We start from the raw sequence: 16,608 nt of genomic DNA, 5'->3' as shown, positions 1-16,608 counted from the left end.
CGGAGGTCTTTCCTATTTCTTTATTCTTTTATAAACCCGCTTCAATACATCTTTCTCATTATCCCAGTTATACTTCTGTTTTGCCTGCTTTGTATTTCCTCTGAACTGTTCTCTCAATTTATCGTCATCAACCAGTTTCTGAATCGCCTCTTTCAGTCCTTTTGTACTTTCCGGTTCCACCGTCAGCCCCACCTGCTCACTTTCAATGACCGCTTCTATCTCAGGCAATTTTGAACCGATGACCGACACGTGTGCCATGATGTACTCGAACAGCTTGTTGGATGATGCGGAATAATGGTTGAAGTTCGTGTTCTCCAGAAACTGGATGCCGATGTCTGCCGACTTGGTGTATCGTCTCAGCTCCTTGTACGGCACCCGCTGGATGAAATGTACCCTGTCTTCCAACCCCAGCTCCTTATGATAATCGATGAGGTTGAGACGCTCTTTCCCGTCACCGATCATGATGAGCCGTGCCCCTTCTATACCTTTGAATGCATCGAGCAGTTTGAACAGCCCCCTGCCCTCCTGCATGCCGCCCTGGTAGAGTACGACTTTCTCGTTATCAGGTATGTCGAACTCTTCCCTTATCGGATACGCTTCGACTGCTTCTATATCATACAGTTCCGAATAGTTGTGAACCGGCGTTGGCCGTTCTTTATACAGCCGTCTGTGATAATCGGCCCGTGTATCGTTCTCCACGATGACATGATCGACAAACTTCAGCAGAAACTTCTCTATCATATAGATTTTCTCGAAGCTGTAATGGGTCCGGCTGGTCTGCACTTCATGGGAATCGTAGATCAGCGGGTTGCGGTTCCGCCTCAGTTTCGCACTGAAAATCCCCTGCAGCAAAGTATTCAGATCATGCGCATGATACACATCGGCATCCTGTTGTCTGCCGAGTGCCATCATCTTGAGCATCGTGAGCATATTGGGGATATGTTTATTCAGGACACCGGACTTTATTCTGCTCTGCACGCACTTCGGCAGTTCGGGCTTCAACGGCCGGTTGACGATTACGCCCGGTGCCGCTGTCTCAACGGATTTCAAATGCAGTTCATCCATTTCCTTTTTGGCGATGACTGTGACCGCATATCCCATTTCCGTCAGTGCGACCGCTTCCCTCAGCACCCGCGCATCGTTTACAAAGTTATTCCAGACAAACATCGTTACCTGCTTCATACTGCACCTCTGTTATCTTCATTAAAAATTCATATTGATGTAACATATAATTCCTTGTGATTCACCGTATTTTTCTATATTATGAATAACAGTTTTCAAAAATAAATGTAATTGGCTTCCATATGTATTCCTTTTTACTGTTATATCATATTATAATGAAAGTTATGTATAAAGTCATTCCATCCAAATTCCAATTAAAGTAGGTTAAAAATTTATGATAAAGAAATTCTTATACGGTGGAATCATCGTATTGATCATTGCGCTGGTTATTATCGGTGCTTACCTGTTCAACCTGTTCAATGCTTTCCAAAGCGGAGTGAGTGATTCATTTGAAGGGACGGACAGGGAAGGTTCAGAACTGCGTGAAGGGGATATCGATCCTTCCATGGACAGCTTCACGGTGCTCATCCTCGGCGTGGATGAGAATGAATCCCGTAAGGAAAAGAACAACATGGACACGAATGATTTCCGTACCGACACGATGATCCTTGCGACTTTCGACAAAGATGCCGACGAAGTGAAACTGACGAGTGTCCCAAGGGATACACTGACTTACTTCCCTGAGCAGAACTACTTCGACAAAATCACCCATGCCCACCGGGAAGGCGGGCCGGACGGCTCGATGAAAGCTGTGGAATCACTGCTTAATGTCCCCGTCGACTTCTATGTCCGTGTGAACATGTCTGCGGTCGTTGATATGGTCAATGCGATCGGCGGTGTTGAGTTCGATGTACCGTTCGACATGGAAGAGCCGAACTCGACCGACGATGGCAAGGTCAAACTGGAAGCAGGCAAACAGAAACTTAATGGTGAAGAGGCACTCGCCGTGGTGAGAAGCCGCAGGGTCGACAGCGACCTCGGCCGCGGTCAGAGACAGCTGGAAATGGTCGAAGCCATCCTCGGCAAAGCCAAGTCCACCGGTGCACTGACGAAGCTGGATGAGCTGATCGGCGTTGTTGCTGATAATACGAAACACAATATGAAAGCCAAGACAATCAGAAGCCTTGCAGCCTACTATTCATTCAATAACATCGAGTTCAATTCAACACAGGTACGCGGCAGCGACTACTGGCATCCCGGAAACGGCGCCTACTTCTACTGGGCCAACGAAGAACATCTCTATGCGATTTCCAAAACACTCAGAGATGTACTCGGTTTGGAGAAACCGGAACCTTATGACCTGATCAACGTCAGGCTGATGGATCATATTACACCTTATCAATATGTAGAAGACTATTACCTCGAGGAATTCGAACCTGAAGAACCGCCTTACTTCATGCAGGAAGGCTATGAACCACAGTTCGGGAATGGTTTCGATATTCCGGACTCCGACTCTGAAGAGAGCAATGAGGGCCAAGGGGGCGCAGATCAAATGCCTGGTGAGGGAACCACTGAAGAAGGCTCGACTGAAGAGGAATCCTCTGAGGAACCGATCCGGGAGGAATCCTCCCAAGAAAACCTGAATGAGGGTGCCGGACAGAACAACACTGAAGGCAGCGGCCAGAATGATGATGGCAGTGCCGGTCAGAACTACGACGGGGAATCGAGCCAGAATTACAACGATGGCACAGACAGCCAGAACTATGAAGAACCCGCCCAGGAAGAGTATAATGAAGGTGCCGGCGGATTTGAAGAAAATACGAATCGTTCTTACAATGGAGTTTAGGAGCTGATTGTAATGAGAAAGACTTATGACAAAGAAACGAACATCAATGAGATGTTCGATTATCTGGAAGAACAGATTAAAAACAGCGGCCAGCCAAAGATAGAAGATGAGTATTTTTATCTCAACCACGAACACAAGGAAATGTACCTTTCCATCAAGGGCTACTTCAGCGAATCATTAAGAAACCCTGAAGTGGATGCAGCATGTTATATGCTTGCTGTTCCCGAAATTTTCAGGCATGTGGATCTATTCGAGCTGACATTCCCGATGGACTGGATAAAGCAGGACGGCAAGCTGTCCGAGCCGTTTAAAAAGCTCAAACCGCATATGCAGTACCTGGCACTGGCAGCGGCCGAGGCCAGCAACATCCGGTTCAACACACAGCCCGCCCTGTCTCTGGGGCTCAACTACTGGAATCTGGAGCAGCTTAGAATCTTTTGGCAGTTCACGGCAATCCGCCGTAAAAATGCGATGTAAGAGGTGAATCCATGGAAATAACCGTTGCAGAAACAAAAGAACAGTATGAGCAGTGTCTGGAAATCCGCAAACGCGTATTCGTAGAAGAGCAGAACGTCCCGATGGACCGCGAAATTGATGAACACGAAGACTTTTCCATTCATATCCTCCTGAAGGATGATACACCGCTCGGTACGGTAAGATACAGACCGTTATCCAAGGAAACGATCAAGGTCGAACGCATGGCGGTGCTCCCGGAAGCCCGGGGATTGAAACTCGGCAGAAGACTGATGGACTTCGTCCATGAACATGCCAAACATTATGGATATGAAAAAAGCCGCTTGGGTGCTCAGAAGCACGCAGCGAGCTTTTATGAAAAACTGGGGTATCATGTCGCATCTGATGAATTTGAAGATGCAGGCATCCCCCACGTGTATATGGAACGCAATCTATAAAGCAATAGGGGAATCCAAATTGGATTCCCCTATTTTTGTGCGATTTTATACAGGTTTTCTTTAATCGCTTCCAGATCGTTCAATTCGTTTGAAATGATGCTTCCCGATTCTTCCTCGCTTATTTGGGCAAGCATGCTCCCCGGTTCATATTGGATCCAGATGTTTGTACCCGAACCGATATAGTCACTGAACTTCGAAGGCAGATAAGGATTTCTCCTTTTATATTCATTTGTCCGCGCATCACTGATCAGCAGATAGTCAAAATCTTTGGACGCACTGAGGAACTCGAAATATCTCAAATAAGGACTCACTGTCACGATGTCTTTTAAACCATTGGAGTATATCTGGCTTTTTACCTGCCTGGTATTATTGGTGAAGACATACATCCTGGCGTCGAGTCCGTCGGATTTGACGATGTTTGCGATATTCATGATCTCTTCCGCATTCCTCGTTTCATAGAAGTTGCCGAAATAACCGATATTGATCTTATTTTTATCCAAATCCACATAATTCTTTTGATAGTTATAGTATGCCTTATCCAGTGTCGGATGTTTGACGATGACCGCTTTTTCCCGGACCATCTCTTTGAATTCTTCATCGAACCGCTCTATCATGGCTTCCAGCTGCAGTTCATTCGTAAACACCAGCTCTTCTGCAAAGAGGAAAGGGATGACTTCCGTCATATTGAAAAGATTCCCGTCCAGATATTTGTGATATGCGGCTGAAACGAACCTTTTCATCTCTTTAATATCCTTCTTCGTATAGAAGAAGGACTGGCGGATGTTATTTTTTATATCCCTGTACAACGGATCGGAAAACTCGGCAATCCATTTGATGTCCCTGCGCTGCCTGAATATTTCATAGGCCAGTACATGGGACGCCGGCCACAGCGCTCTGGAATATATTTCTTTATATTTATGGATATCGAGTTTTTCCATCGATTTTTCGACAAAGAGACCGATGTACTTGCTGTTTGTAAAAGAGGACGTCGTATTGATTTCTGTGCGGTTCGCGATATACGGTTCCGCCAGGCGCTCCAATGTCAGATCCATGTTCCGCACATCATACATATTGTTGTGGATGACGTCCCCCGGCAAGCCGGCATCGACGATCCGTTTGGCCATGACCACCCCGCTGGTATCGGAATACGGCGGGAAGCAATAGCTGATGTACAGCCGCTTCGCCAGATCTTCATTCATCCGCGCGTACGGGAAATACTCATCGGTAAAGTGGGCGACCTCGGCCGCCACCCGTCTGTAGTCCGTCATGTGCCCTTTTAAGTACCTGTTCATAAACCCGGCCTGGGCCCGCATACGGTCGATGATGAGTGTGCGGATCTCCTTGTCATCCTCGACTTTCAACAACCCCTGCAGCCGGGCGAGCACTGCGATCCGGTCGGTAATGCTGAACTCATAATTCGACTTCGTCCGGGACAGTGAATCATCCACCATATATCTGTAGTATACCGCTTCATTCGGATTCACTTTGACGAGCGGTTTATGTTCAGAGATGAGCTGCATATAGAGCAGCACATCCTCCCCGTTATTCAGCGTTTCATCGAATTTCGTCTTTTTCAACAGATGGGTCGGCAGCACCTTGCCCCCATTCAGGGACAGGTTCTTGACCACATCGTAATAGCTCTCGGGATAGGTCTCCTGCTTCGACAGTTCCCGGTTGATGTGGTTGGACCCAGCGTCACTTTTGGACCCCCTCACATCATACAGCTGGTTGAGCAGGATGGTGAACGGTTCGCATTCGGTGAGTGAATGCTTTAAGTAATCTTCCGAAAGGCAGTCATCCGAATCCAGAAAAGCGATATTCGAGTAGGATGCATTGCTGATGCCTTCATTTCTCGCTCTACTCACGCCCTGCTTTGTATAGAGCACTTTATAATTCTTATTCTTTTCCAGATTGTTGAATATTTCTTCGGTTTTCGCGTATTCACCATTGAATATCAGAATCACTTCGAACTGTTCTTTATCCAAAGTCTGCTGTTCCAGGGAGGAAACCAGCCGTTCAATGTATTCCTCCCCGCGGTGGATAGGGATAATGACGCTGATGCCTTCAGATAGAGGAAATTCATGGTTTTCGGGCTGTTTGTATGTTTTCTTTCCTAAAGTGATGCTTTTCTTGATTTCTTCAATTTCCTGCAATCTTTTCCGGATTTTAAGTTCAGACATTTTATCCCTACTTCTTAATCATCTTTTTAGCTTTTAAAGCCGCTTTTATCGGTAAGAATTCCTTATATTTCTGGAGTTCACGGTTCAGCCGGGCATTTTCATTTTTCAGCGCCGACATTTCCTGGTCAATTATTTTGAACTCACTGAGTACACGCTCCTCCTGCTCAAGACTGTCGAGGGTGATTTTTTTCAATTCTTCATAACTCAATTGGTCCATATTGACTCACTTCCATTCCTTTTGCGCAAATATAGGCGTGTTGCACCCATAGTATAAAACATAAACATTAATATTCGATTAAAATACCACAGCAATCCCAAAATATTTACATCCGTGAATCACTGTTTCAGCACTTATAGATGCGCGGTGATCTGCAGGTATGCAGCGACGAACATTGCGATCGACACACCGCCGAGCAGGATGCTGTTCCAGATGCCGAACTTGGTATCGTCCTTCAGCGTTTCGAATTCGAAGATCCGCTGGCCTGCGGTCATCGCTTTTTTATACCGCTGCTGTATATGCTTCGGCTTGGCATTATAGCCGCGTACAAAACGGGCATATAATCCGACGACAGGAATGCAGTCTCCATATTCCCTGACTTCCCCGTAATGGATCCACACTGCCTTGTTGCACATCTTTTGGATCTGTCCGATGGAGTGGCTGACGAAGAAGATCGTCTTCCCTTCCGCCCTGAACTCCTCCATCCGCTTGATGCATTTGCTGGCGAACGTATCATCCCCGACGGATAATGCTTCATCGACGATCAGTACATCCGGATCCGTATGCACGGCGATGGAGAAACCGAGCCGCGACTGCATGCCGCTTGAATACGATTTGATCGGCTGGTTCATGAAGTCTTCGAGCTCGCTGAATTCGACGATATCACTATATTTCTCGTCGATCTCGCGCTCGCTCATGCCATGCATCAGACATTTCATGCGGATATTTTCCTTCCCGGTAAGCTCCATGTTCAAACCCGCAGAGATTGCGATGAGGGAAGCTTCCCCGTTCACCTGGATGGTGCCAGTGGACGGTTCGGAAACACCACCCAAAAGGTTCGACAATGTTGATTTGCCGGAACCGTTCAGCCCGACGATCCCGACCGAATCACCGGGCTCGACATCAAAAGACACATTTTTAAGCGCCTGATAATACTCGGTCTTATTATCCATGAACGGCACGATCATATTCCATAGTTTCTTTTTGTTTTTAGTCACATTGTAGACTTTGGATACATTGTCCACGCGTACTTTATATTCCATATTTTTCACATCCATATCATTTAGAGCATGTAATCATGTCCGCTCTGTATAGCTCTTTATTTAAACGCTCCGCAAGCCCCGCGAATGCCGGTCCGTACTCGTGGTATTCATGCTGCCGCGTGATCGTGATATTATCTTCCTCTGTCTGATCCAGTATGCTGCCCGCTTCTGTAAATGCCCAGACCAGACTGTCGCTGCCGCGGTAATCACTCAGTTTGGAAGGGACATACGGATTAAACGGTTTGATGCCGATCGTTTCGGCATCGAAAATCATCAGGACATCCAGTTTGTTGGCTAAATTGAGAAACTCAAAATAGGAAACGTAAGGATTGAGCGTAATATACGCTTTGAAATCACTGTTATTATAAAACCGCATCGTATTGCCCCTCAAATTCGTGAATACGTGGATTTTGAAGTTGTTGACCCCCCGGTCATATAACTGTTTGGCCACGAGTTCGATCTGCCTGAATCCCCGTGTATCATAGAAGTTGCCGAAATAGGCCAGGTTGATTGTCGTCTCATCCAGTTTGTAGTAGGACTGGACAAGATCGTACAGTGCCTCGGGCGGTGTGGGATGCTGGCTTACCGTCGCTTTTTCCATTACAATCGCCTGAAGCTCCGGATCAAACCGTCCGATCATATACTCCAGCTGATGCGTGTTCGTAAATATCAGTTCATCGGCATGGATGAACGGCAATACTTCACACAGGTTGAAGACATTGTCATTGATCAGCGCGTGGTATTTCGGATCCAGGTCATTCTTCAGGCTTTCGATATACCCGTCATCTTCCACCGGAGCATATCTCAGTTCCGCGTTCACATCCTTATGGAGGGGGTCGGAGAATTCCGCCACCCATTTCACCCCGGTATGATGCCTTTTAATTTCATATCCCAGGAAGTGGGACTGCGTGAACATCGCCCGTGAATAGATCTCCTCATACTTCTCTTTGTGGTTCAAGTATTGCTGGTAGCCATTATCGATATAGCTTTCTATACTGCCCCAGCTGCTGAATGCCTGCGGCCCGTCCAGCATGATCTGCGAATCAAGCAGTTCGGACACCAGATTGAGCAGTTTCTCGTCCCGCGTCCGGATCCGATCCATATTATTGGAGATGATATCCACGATTTCTCCTGACTCATGAATCCGCTTGGCCATGACATTGCCGCTCGTATCGTTATACGGCGGGAAGCAGTAGGCAAGCACCAGTTTTTTTGCGTCGCCTTTATTCAGCGCCTTGTAGTGGATGTTTTCAATCCCCTGCGCTTTCATATCACAGATGAGGGCGTCTTTATCGATTTCTCCCCGGTCCACCCTGTTTTTAAGGGGCACGGTGAATTGCTTGTTGAAATGGTTGAGCAAAGCGACAAGATGGGCGTCATATCTCTTCTGCAGCTGATCATCTATCTGTCTGATCACCAGAAGCAGTTCTTCCGCAGATTCCGGGAATCCCCTGTCGAGCTCATGATGGATCACCACAGCGGCCGTCTTTTTGACTTCTCCGCTTACAGAGGCGATTGCCAGCAGCTGCTGCAGCCATATATTCATCCGGAAGCTCAGTTTTCCGTTGAATTCATGGACGAATAATTTGCCTGATGGCAGCAGGACTGTATTTTCTTTGACAAGCTTATCGTAAAATCCGGGGCCGGACCCATGCGCTTCGGCAGCGTCAAAATGGGTATGGAAGTATTTATAGATTTTACTATCCACGGAATCTATGTCTTCAAAATCACACAGGATGATGTCACTTTTCTGCCAGGAAACCTCGAAGTCATCGAAGCTGATCTTCTGATGCTCCGACAGGATGATGAAGTGGGAGAAGTTCACATAGAGTTTCGCATCTTCCACTGTGCCCTTTACAGGAGTGATAAACGCATGCGCCGGAATTTTTTCATATACCGCATCATTTTGTGTAACGATGATCAGCTGTTTGTTGCTGTTTTGAAAGTGCTCGATATTATACTCTACACTCTCATGCCACATGTCCACAGCCTGGATGACGGAGACGCCGGGCGGGTGTGTCGCCGCGAATTCTTCCAGCTCCCTGTTGACATAGTCAGAGTTAACATCCTGCATGTTGATCTTAAAATCAATCTTCATCTAATGTTTCCCCTTTCTATTCCAATACGCCATCTGCAGCCGTCCGAGCTTCGATTTCCTCAGCTTGTCCAGCCGCTCGAGTGCCTGCTTATACTTATCCATGACATTCAGATACCGTTCTTCCAGATCCTCATCCTGCCTCACGGCCGATGATGCTTTGAGATTGTCAAACTTAGATTTCAGTTCCTGGTATTTCTGTGTTTCCGCGCTCGCATCCGTGAGCAGGCTTTCGATGATTTCCATTTCATATGTCTTATTTTTAAGTTTCATATTCCGCTTGAGCGTCCTGAACCGTTCTTTAACAGGATCGCCCTCTGTGCCCAGTGTGAGGATGAATTCCCCCTCCTCGACCGCAATGCCGCTGACGCGGGGCAGTGCCTCGATCAGCGCTTCAGTGAGATGCTCCGGATCGATCAACAGTCTGATGGAATCATAGCTCCCCGATGGAATTTCCTGTTCGAGCCGGATTATTTCTTCATGCCTCAGATCATTCATATCAATATACAGCTGACTGCCTGCATTGAGCGCCGTCTCGAGGTCGGTACTGAACGTATCCGGCGCATCCACTTTTAATATAAGACGTGTATCTTCTGAGTGCAGATCGGTTACTTTAATCAGTCTGCTCATTTTGTATCACCTTTTTAAAGTTGACGCTTACTTTTTCGGAAACGATATCCAGGTCGTTCTCGTGCTGCCTTGCAAATCCCTGCACAGTATATCTGCCTGCAGGCACATCCAGATTGAAAGTATTGGATAACTGATAAGGCAGCTTGATCGTTTCCTGCTGCCCCTTCCGGTCGGTCAGATAGAGGGCATAGGTCATTTTGTGACCGGTCGCATCAATGATCACTTTTAAACTACCGTTGTCCTCTTCCACATGGACATCATTTATCCTCAGTTTGGGAGATGCATTATTTACAAGTTCGCTCGTTTCTTTCATAATATGCCCGATATGGCTTTCCAGATCATGATATGCCTTTTCCCAATTAACTCCAGCCACTTGTAATCACCTCTAATTCTTTTTTAATCACTGTATCCACCCCGGCCTGCTGCTGAATACTTTCTGAAGCTGCCCGTGACATCTCCAAATATTGCTTCGGGTTTTTATACAGCTGGTCGTATTGTGCGATCATTTCATCCACATTATCCCTTGAGGCCAGCATCCCGGTTTTCTCGTGTTCAACGAATTCCGGAATGCCGCCGATGGCGTTTGTGACCGGCACGAGCCCGCTGCTCATCGCTTCGCCGATGGACACCCCCTGGGAGTCATGTCTGGACGGCCCCAGAAAGACGCCGTGTTCGCGGTGGATATCCGGTATTTCGTTTTGGGGGACGAACCGTTTATGCAGATGGACGTTCTCATATTTTTTCAGCGGCTGGGTCACACTGTCAAACAGCGGACCGTCGCCGTACAGATTGAAGGTCAGTTTCCTGAAGTATCTCTTTTTACTGATTTTACGGATGAAGTCGGCCGTCAGATCATTGGCATAGTTCCGTGCGGTATACGGTCTGATGCTGCATATATTAAGCCGGTCCCGCTTCCCTTTTTCACGGTAGGGGAACAGTCCCCCGTCCACGATGTTCGGAATGATATAAAAATGCTCCGGTACAACCCCCGTGTAGGGGTCCGCATAGAGCTCTTTGAATTCTTTAGATACATAGACGAATTTTATGTTGTATTCATCACTTGTCATGATCTCGCGCAGAAACTCCCGCTGGGTTTCAAAGACAGTATCCTTTCTTTCCAGCTGTGCATCCAATTTCTTGATGTCATCCAGAAAGTTATAGTATCTCCGGTGCCAGGCCTCCGCTTCAAACCCGTGCAGCCAGACGACGATATTCGGCCGTTTCGCTTTCGGCAGTTCTTTTACGCCGTGGAACATTTTAGCATTTATGAAGTGGAACATTGCCGTTTCATATCGATTATCTTTTAAATGTGAAGCGATTTGATATTCATCCATGTACTTGATATGGACACCATCGTAAAACTTGTCTTTAAGAACTTTCGTTGTAATTACAATGACATCCACATGGAGTCCCGCTTTTTGATAGGATTTGACACGTCTGTGCAAAAACCCGTTCGCATAGACTTTCTCTATCGTCGGATATGCATTACAGACCAGCAGATACTTCTGCATTAAAATACCACCTTTATAAATAATCAATCAGTTTATATCTGAATTTCATATGAAGATAACTGCCTATTATCAGCAGGAAAACAGTAATACTCCAGAAATACATGTGATCCACACCATCACCGTAGAAGAACCCTTCGCCGTAGATCAGCGCATTACGGTACGTCTGGACCAGGTAGGCGAACGGATTCAGATCGGAGACCATCTGCAGCAGTCCGCCGCGTTCGCCGGCCTGCCAGAAGATCGGCGTCAGGAAGAATCCCATCCGGATGAAGTTCTGCAGGACGTTGCGGAAGTCACGGACCAGAATGATCAGCGTGCTCATCACCAGCGTAATCGCAAAAATCAATGCGAAAGATGCGACCAGGAAATACAGGAGCCCGAGGAAGTACAGCGGGTTGCTGTATTGGCTGAACAGCGAAATCACTCCGATGATCACCGTCATGAAGAACAGATTAATCAGGCTGTTCGTAAATGAGATGGATAACAGGACACTGGACGGGAACCGCATCTTGGTCACCAGCCCCAGCTGAGCGTATATTGAATTCGACCCGATATTGATCGCCTGTGAGATGAACAGCCATGGGAACAATCCGGAAATCAGATATATGATGAAAGGGATATCGGCATCCGGCGCCGTCGCCCCGCGCAGTCCGAGACCGAATATCATGTAGTAGATGGCCGCCTGCATCAATGGCTGGAGGATGTTCCAGAACAGGCCGAGATAATGGTTCGAGTATTCGCTTTTGATATTGTACAGGGAAAGCTTCCATATCAGATGAAGGCTCCTGTATTGTTCTCTCAATAATTTAATGACATGATTCATGTTTTTCCCTCTATACGTTACATTTTTTATTCCAATACATGCGTTTGACAATTATGTATATACTTCTCTGATCATTCTATTATAAAACGAATCGCTATGGGTGTCATTTAATAGCCCGATAAAAAAACAGAACGGCCATAAACCGTTCTGCCCGCTCTAGCCCGCCGTTTTGGGTACTTTGACAGTCTGGCCCAACAGTAATTTCTTCGCCATTCCGTTTGTTGACAGCATGTAGCCGATGACTACAGGAATGACAACGCCGAAGAAAGTGAATTCAAACGTCGTTACATCATAGTTCAGCACTGTCCGGAAGAATATATTCACCGGCAGGTGGAGGTACATAATGACGATGGAATACCTGCCGACCCCTTCCAGAAGACTTTTTATTTTATATTTCGTCAGTAATGTACTTACAAATATGACTGGCATGAAGAATGACAACGGAATGATTATATCCAGAAAGACAGTATTCAACCGGGTCATTTTAAGGTTCAGGTAATGATTCATAAAGCCGTTCGCATTAAGTACAATGAAAATCATTGCGATGCAGGCGGAAACAGCCGCCAATGGCAGAGAATTGTTGTATTTCACAATGAAATCTTTTAAAAAGTAGCCCAGCGAGTAATAGAAAACCGCAATCAGCACGACATCCAGGTTCCATATGAAATCATATTCAGGAAGCACAGGATAATGCCCGGCTAAAAACAGAATGAATACGATGGCTGCCTGGACCCACTTCTTAAAAGGGCTCAGCAGGCCCAATAATATCTGGGTCAGCAGCAGCACTGTGATGAACCAGAATACACCATAGGGGCCCTGCAGCACTCTGCCGCCGTATAGAAGCGTCGCAATATGTTCAGAAATCATGTCCAGGTTCTGGTAATTGAAAACGATGAAGATCAGTATGCCGTACGTGAAGTAAGGCACCATCAGTCTATGCACCTTTTTGCGTGACCATAAGAAGAAATCCTTTAACCGGACCGGCTTAAAAAGTATTCCTGATAAAAAGAAGAATAAAGGGATCCTGAACCATCCCAGGTAAATATCGAGATATGCATGGCCGGCATGGCCCAGTACAACGAGTATTATGCTGAGTGCCTTCGCAATATCCAGCCATTCTATCCTTTTTTTAATCATGATCATTGCCCCGCTCTTATGATGAATTCTTATTGCTGTGATTCTTTCAACTCGATAAATCTTATCACTTTTCATGCCGGGGTGTCATATAATATCCGCCCTTTCCGGGCTTCTTTACAAAATCTTAACAATACCGCAGTCCGATTTAACGGGCCGGTTGGAAACAAAAAATCCCCCGGGACTTTATTCCCAGGGGTTCAGCTGCTATAGATGGATTTTTTCCAATGCTTTCATCAAATGCTCTTTTTCTTTCTCGTCCAGTTCTTCCACGATGTGGTCCGACAGGCTGCATATCGGCGCTTCCAGCTGTTCAAGCGTTTCTTTGCCCTGGTCTGTCAGCGTGAGATGGGACGCCCGCATATCCGTTGCATTCGGATTCTTCTGTATGAATCCTCTGTCCACAAGCTTCGTAATTGCCCGGGAAATGGATGTCTGTTTCTTCTTAAATCGCTCCACCAGCGTCTTTTGTGTGATTCCGGGATCTTCATCGATCATTTCGATTATATATAACTCGTCCCTCGTGAGATTGCCCTGCTCTGCTTCAAATTCAGCCAGATGCTCAATTTTAGCATTCAGCAGATAAATGTACCTGCATATATTCCGTGTGCTGATTCCGTGCATGTTATGCCTCGACTTTCTTTACATTTTACTCGTGATAACTCCCCTATCATTATACACAACATGCATAGACAAAAAAACAGCAGTATATGAATTTTTGAAAAATTCAGCGGTTTCTATCTGATATTCTCCAGCTGCTCCATCGTGATATAGCCGGCCGAGCATCTCTCCCCCACCTGCACATATGCCGGGACGTGGGACGCGCGGGCATCGAACGGTTCTCCTTTCTTTTTGAACTTGCCGATGATGACGATCAGACGGTGGACGAGCATCGCAATATCATCGAGTGCCGCCTGGCCGAGGAGATCTTTGTCCATATGTATGATTGGGTTCCGCTTCTCCCTGGACGGAAACATGATGGAGCGGATCCACTTCAGTTCTTCTGACGACAGTGTGTTGCGTGCTTTGAGTTCCACCCTTAAAAAGGGGCTCCGGTCCGAATCCAGGAATGCATCATTATACTGTTCCCTGAAATGGAAGAATTCGATGCCCTTCTCTTCATACCGCACGAGGTATTGCTGGTGCTGCTGCTGGATATAGAACAGCGTGCCGTATTTCACTTCCACATCTTCGGTCATCTCGCAGAACTTGCCGGTGGTCTGGACGACTTTCGAATAATCCAGCAGCTTCTCCCCGGCGAGCGTATTCTGCGTTGCCTTCTTATGCGTCAGCGTTATTTTCATATCCGTATTGTAGATGACCGCTTTTTCATCATCTGCGAACACCGCCGATAACCTTAAGCCGGACAGTACTTTATCCTCATGCCCCTTCAGGATGAGATTTTCTGTGAAATTGATGTTTATGAGATTGTCGTGGGTCAGCTGTGTGATGAGGTCCGCCACTGTGGATTCGGACGGTATTTTAACCTTTTCGATTGTCAGCCCTGTATCTTTGATCTTCACTTTAAGCTTCATTTGATGCCCTCTCTTTTTCGTATGCTAAAAGGTTTTCCAATATATCCACCCGCAGTGCCACGAGATCCGGGTCTTCATAGAAGGCGCGCACTTTCACCTCTTTCAGCTGGGAATCCCCCTGCGGCATGGATTTGGTGATAAATGATACAAATGTTACGGCATAATCCTCTTTCGGATTCAGTGCCTGATACGGCACATAGAAATCGTTAATATTGTTGTTGAAGAATGCTTCTTTTTCGGGATCCGACTTGTATTTGTTCTCAATCCATTTGTCCCCGTACTGGCTCCAGAACCGGCTGATGTAATCCGCCATCAGCGTATCCTCTTTCAGACAGTCGAGTTCCGTGCCGATGCACTCATCCGTAAAGTCTTCTGACGGCAGGGAATGGATATGCCCGTACTCGTGGATGAGCGTACGGTACTGGCTCGCGCGGTTATCGTTGTCCCGGATATCGACCCCGAGCGTCGTCCCTTCCGGCTGGATGTCGACATAGGCCAGTGTGTTCCCTTCCCCGTCCGAAAACAGATTGAACTGACTGATGGACGCAATCCGTTCGTTCGGGATGATGGCGGTGAACTTCTCCCAGATTCCCATGAACTCCGCTTCCGTGCCGATCGGCAGATCCGCCTGATAATCCGGGTCTGTAAGCTGGAAATCACCACCAACCTGATACGTGATGTAATCAAAGCGGCTCCTGTTTTCAATGAACACGTGGGGCTCATCCTGGATGTCGACGTATTCAGCAAGCTCCCCGAGATACCGGTCGCCGAGGTTTTTGCATTCCTCTATGGTGCTGCAGCTATCGTGGTCAACCGGCGCCTGCCAGTCGATATATGTTTCATATTCCTCTCCCGGCCCGCTGATCTGCTGCAGCAGGAAGATCGCCCCGCCGAGGACGAGTGCCGCCACAAGCGCGAGTGCGGCAATCTGCGCAATAAAGCGCCCGGCATCATAGAGCGGCGACTTCGGCTGTTCACTGAACGCGCGTTCGACCGGTAAGGGTTCAATGATGCCGTCAGCCTGGAGGATGTCCTTGATGGTGCCAATGTGTTCATGGTATGCCGGCTGCGACTGCTCGCCGTCACTGTCCGTGGCCCCTTCTGGATCATAAAGCGTATGGACGTGGATCCGGCCGTTGTCATGGCGCACCGGATACTCCCCGCACGTGAACACATGCGTTTTGATCCGGTGGTTGTTCGCAAAAGTCAGCAGCCACCGGAAGTCCCGTTCCGCGATATCAGTCGTGAGGATGAACACATCGAAGGCTTCGAGCTTTTTGCGGAACCTGTGATCCAGGCGTACGGTTTCATACAGGTTGCTGCCGGACTCGAAGCCTTCTTTATCCAGCCGGCCGTAGACGTCGGACACCGTTCCCGCGTAGCGCGGGTCCACGCCCTGCTCCCTGAGTGATTTTTTGATTGCTGATGTTATTTTCGTTTCTTCGGTGCTGAAATTCGTATGTATATAGACCGCGTGGCGGGAGTGGCTGCCGACGAGCCCCGCCGTTTTAAACCCACCGGCAAGTTCGATGTGCTCCGTCTGTTCGGTATTGATATAAATGCCGCCGGCAACTAGAATCTTCATCGCTCTTCCCCCGTCCATAATTTTATTATCCTAAACAACCAGACAAAATGAAAGAGTTTCCATGCGAATTGACGGAAAGTTTAATATTTTTTACAG

The 16,608-nt window shown here is 47.2% G+C and carries 16 protein-coding genes; 3 read left to right on the top strand and 13 right to left on the bottom strand.

Going from position 1 to position 16,608, the window contains the following annotated elements; translation table 11 throughout:
- Positions 1-12 precede the first annotated feature (12 nt).
- Entirely contained in the window at positions 13-1,182 is a 1,170-nt protein-coding gene (locus ACKRAT_RS03395; protein ID WP_411843697.1) for a glycosyltransferase family 4 protein, read from the bottom strand.
- A 214-nt stretch (positions 1,183-1,396) separates the two neighbouring features.
- On the opposite strand from ACKRAT_RS03395, the gene ACKRAT_RS03390 reads away from it, so the two are divergent.
- From ACKRAT_RS03390 to ACKRAT_RS03380, 3 genes are read left to right on the top strand one after another with little or no spacing between them, the layout of a single operon-like run.
- Entirely contained in the window at positions 1,397-2,848 is a 1,452-nt protein-coding gene (locus tag ACKRAT_RS03390; protein ID WP_411843696.1) for an LCP family protein, read from the top strand.
- Positions 2,849-2,860: 12 nt separating this feature from the next.
- The gene (locus tag ACKRAT_RS03385; protein WP_411843695.1) at positions 2,861-3,325 is read left to right on the top strand and encodes a DUF2538 family protein; all 465 of its coding nucleotides are present in this window, start codon (positions 2,861-2,863) and stop codon (positions 3,323-3,325) included.
- An 11-nt stretch (positions 3,326-3,336) separates the two neighbouring features.
- A complete protein-coding gene (locus ACKRAT_RS03380) occupies positions 3,337-3,759 on the top strand; it encodes a GNAT family N-acetyltransferase (protein ID WP_411843694.1) in 423 nt (140 codons plus the stop codon).
- Positions 3,760-3,788: 29 nt separating this feature from the next.
- Here ACKRAT_RS03380 and ACKRAT_RS03375 read toward each other — a convergent pair whose 3' ends face one another.
- The 12 genes from ACKRAT_RS03375 to ACKRAT_RS03320 all read right to left on the bottom strand — a co-directional run bounded on the left by ACKRAT_RS03375 (position 3,789) and on the right by ACKRAT_RS03320 (position 16,512).
- Positions 3,789-5,939 carry a glycosyltransferase gene (locus ACKRAT_RS03375; protein WP_411843693.1) on the bottom strand — a complete coding sequence of 717 codons (2,151 nt, stop codon included), beginning with the start codon at positions 5,937-5,939 and terminating at the stop codon, positions 3,789-3,791.
- 7 nt (positions 5,940-5,946) lie between these two features.
- Positions 5,947-6,156 carry a hypothetical protein gene (locus ACKRAT_RS03370; RefSeq protein WP_411843692.1) on the bottom strand — a complete coding sequence of 70 codons (210 nt, stop codon included), beginning with the start codon at positions 6,154-6,156 and terminating at the stop codon, positions 5,947-5,949.
- 134 nt (positions 6,157-6,290) lie between these two features.
- Positions 6,291-7,199 (bottom strand): ABC transporter ATP-binding protein, encoded by a 909-nt coding sequence (locus tag ACKRAT_RS03365; protein WP_411843691.1) that lies wholly within the window; start codon positions 7,197-7,199, stop codon positions 6,291-6,293.
- Between the two features lie 16 nt (positions 7,200-7,215).
- Positions 7,216-9,297, bottom strand: coding sequence for a hypothetical protein (locus tag ACKRAT_RS03360; protein WP_411843690.1), 2,082 nt, complete (start codon positions 9,295-9,297; stop codon positions 7,216-7,218).
- Positions 9,298-9,924 carry a hypothetical protein gene (locus ACKRAT_RS03355; protein WP_411843689.1) on the bottom strand — a complete coding sequence of 209 codons (627 nt, stop codon included), beginning with the start codon at positions 9,922-9,924 and terminating at the stop codon, positions 9,298-9,300.
- The gene (locus ACKRAT_RS03350; protein ID WP_411843688.1) at positions 9,908-10,297 is read right to left on the bottom strand and encodes a hypothetical protein; all 390 of its coding nucleotides are present in this window, start codon (positions 10,295-10,297) and stop codon (positions 9,908-9,910) included. Before ACKRAT_RS03350 ends, ACKRAT_RS03355 begins: the two co-directional genes overlap by 17 nt.
- Positions 10,284-11,435 carry a glycosyltransferase family 4 protein gene (locus tag ACKRAT_RS03345; protein WP_411843687.1) on the bottom strand — a complete coding sequence of 384 codons (1,152 nt, stop codon included), beginning with the start codon at positions 11,433-11,435 and terminating at the stop codon, positions 10,284-10,286. The genes ACKRAT_RS03350 and ACKRAT_RS03345 overlap by 14 nt, the downstream gene beginning before the upstream one ends.
- Positions 11,436-11,448: 13 nt before the next feature.
- On the bottom strand, positions 11,449-12,258 hold the full coding sequence (locus ACKRAT_RS03340; RefSeq protein WP_411843686.1) for an ABC transporter permease: 810 nt from the start codon (positions 12,256-12,258) through the stop codon (positions 11,449-11,451).
- 156 nt (positions 12,259-12,414) lie between these two features.
- Complete coding sequence (locus tag ACKRAT_RS03335; RefSeq protein WP_411843685.1) at positions 12,415-13,395, bottom strand: acyltransferase family protein; 981 nt, start codon at positions 13,393-13,395, stop codon at positions 12,415-12,417.
- Between the two features lie 204 nt (positions 13,396-13,599).
- Positions 13,600-14,016 (bottom strand): MarR family winged helix-turn-helix transcriptional regulator, encoded by a 417-nt coding sequence (locus ACKRAT_RS03330; RefSeq protein ID WP_411843684.1) that lies wholly within the window; start codon positions 14,014-14,016, stop codon positions 13,600-13,602.
- 113 nt (positions 14,017-14,129) lie between these two features.
- On the bottom strand, positions 14,130-14,927 hold the full coding sequence (locus ACKRAT_RS03325; RefSeq protein WP_411843683.1) for a hypothetical protein: 798 nt from the start codon (positions 14,925-14,927) through the stop codon (positions 14,130-14,132).
- Entirely contained in the window at positions 14,917-16,512 is a 1,596-nt protein-coding gene (locus tag ACKRAT_RS03320) for a hypothetical protein (RefSeq protein WP_411843682.1), read from the bottom strand. The genes ACKRAT_RS03325 and ACKRAT_RS03320 overlap by 11 nt, the downstream gene beginning before the upstream one ends.
- Positions 16,513-16,608 lie beyond the last annotated feature (96 nt).

The organism is Salinicoccus sp. HZC-1, from assembly GCF_046736035.1.
GTDB lineage: Bacteria > Bacillota > Bacilli > Staphylococcales > Salinicoccaceae > Salinicoccus.
Note: the sequence above shows the minus strand (reverse complement) of the source record. Positions and strands in the feature narration are given on the sequence as shown.

Coding starts and splice junctions, on each gene's coding strand:
- ACKRAT_RS03395 (WP_411843697.1), bottom strand. CDS start 1,182: ATGAAGCAGGTAACGATGTTTGTCTGGAATAACTTTGTAAACGATGCG.
- ACKRAT_RS03390 (WP_411843696.1), top strand. CDS start 1,397: ATGATAAAGAAATTCTTATACGGTGGAATCATCGTATTGATCATTGCG.
- ACKRAT_RS03385 (WP_411843695.1), top strand. CDS start 2,861: ATGAGAAAGACTTATGACAAAGAAACGAACATCAATGAGATGTTCGAT.
- ACKRAT_RS03380 (WP_411843694.1), top strand. CDS start 3,337: ATGGAAATAACCGTTGCAGAAACAAAAGAACAGTATGAGCAGTGTCTG.
- ACKRAT_RS03375 (WP_411843693.1), bottom strand. CDS start 5,939: ATGTCTGAACTTAAAATCCGGAAAAGATTGCAGGAAATTGAAGAAATC.
- ACKRAT_RS03370 (WP_411843692.1), bottom strand. CDS start 6,156: ATGGACCAATTGAGTTATGAAGAATTGAAAAAAATCACCCTCGACAGT.
- ACKRAT_RS03365 (WP_411843691.1), bottom strand. CDS start 7,199: ATGGAATATAAAGTACGCGTGGACAATGTATCCAAAGTCTACAATGTG.
- ACKRAT_RS03360 (WP_411843690.1), bottom strand. CDS start 9,297: ATGAAGATTGATTTTAAGATCAACATGCAGGATGTTAACTCTGACTAT.
- ACKRAT_RS03355 (WP_411843689.1), bottom strand. CDS start 9,924: ATGAGCAGACTGATTAAAGTAACCGATCTGCACTCAGAAGATACACGT.
- ACKRAT_RS03345 (WP_411843687.1), bottom strand. CDS start 11,435: ATGCAGAAGTATCTGCTGGTCTGTAATGCATATCCGACGATAGAGAAA.
- ACKRAT_RS03340 (WP_411843686.1), bottom strand. CDS start 12,258: ATGAATCATGTCATTAAATTATTGAGAGAACAATACAGGAGCCTTCAT.
- ACKRAT_RS03335 (WP_411843685.1), bottom strand. CDS start 13,395: ATGATTAAAAAAAGGATAGAATGGCTGGATATTGCGAAGGCACTCAGC.
- ACKRAT_RS03330 (WP_411843684.1), bottom strand. CDS start 14,016: ATGCACGGAATCAGCACACGGAATATATGCAGGTACATTTATCTGCTG.
- ACKRAT_RS03325 (WP_411843683.1), bottom strand. CDS start 14,927: ATGAAGCTTAAAGTGAAGATCAAAGATACAGGGCTGACAATCGAAAAG.
- ACKRAT_RS03320 (WP_411843682.1), bottom strand. CDS start 16,512: ATGAAGATTCTAGTTGCCGGCGGCATTTATATCAATACCGAACAGACG.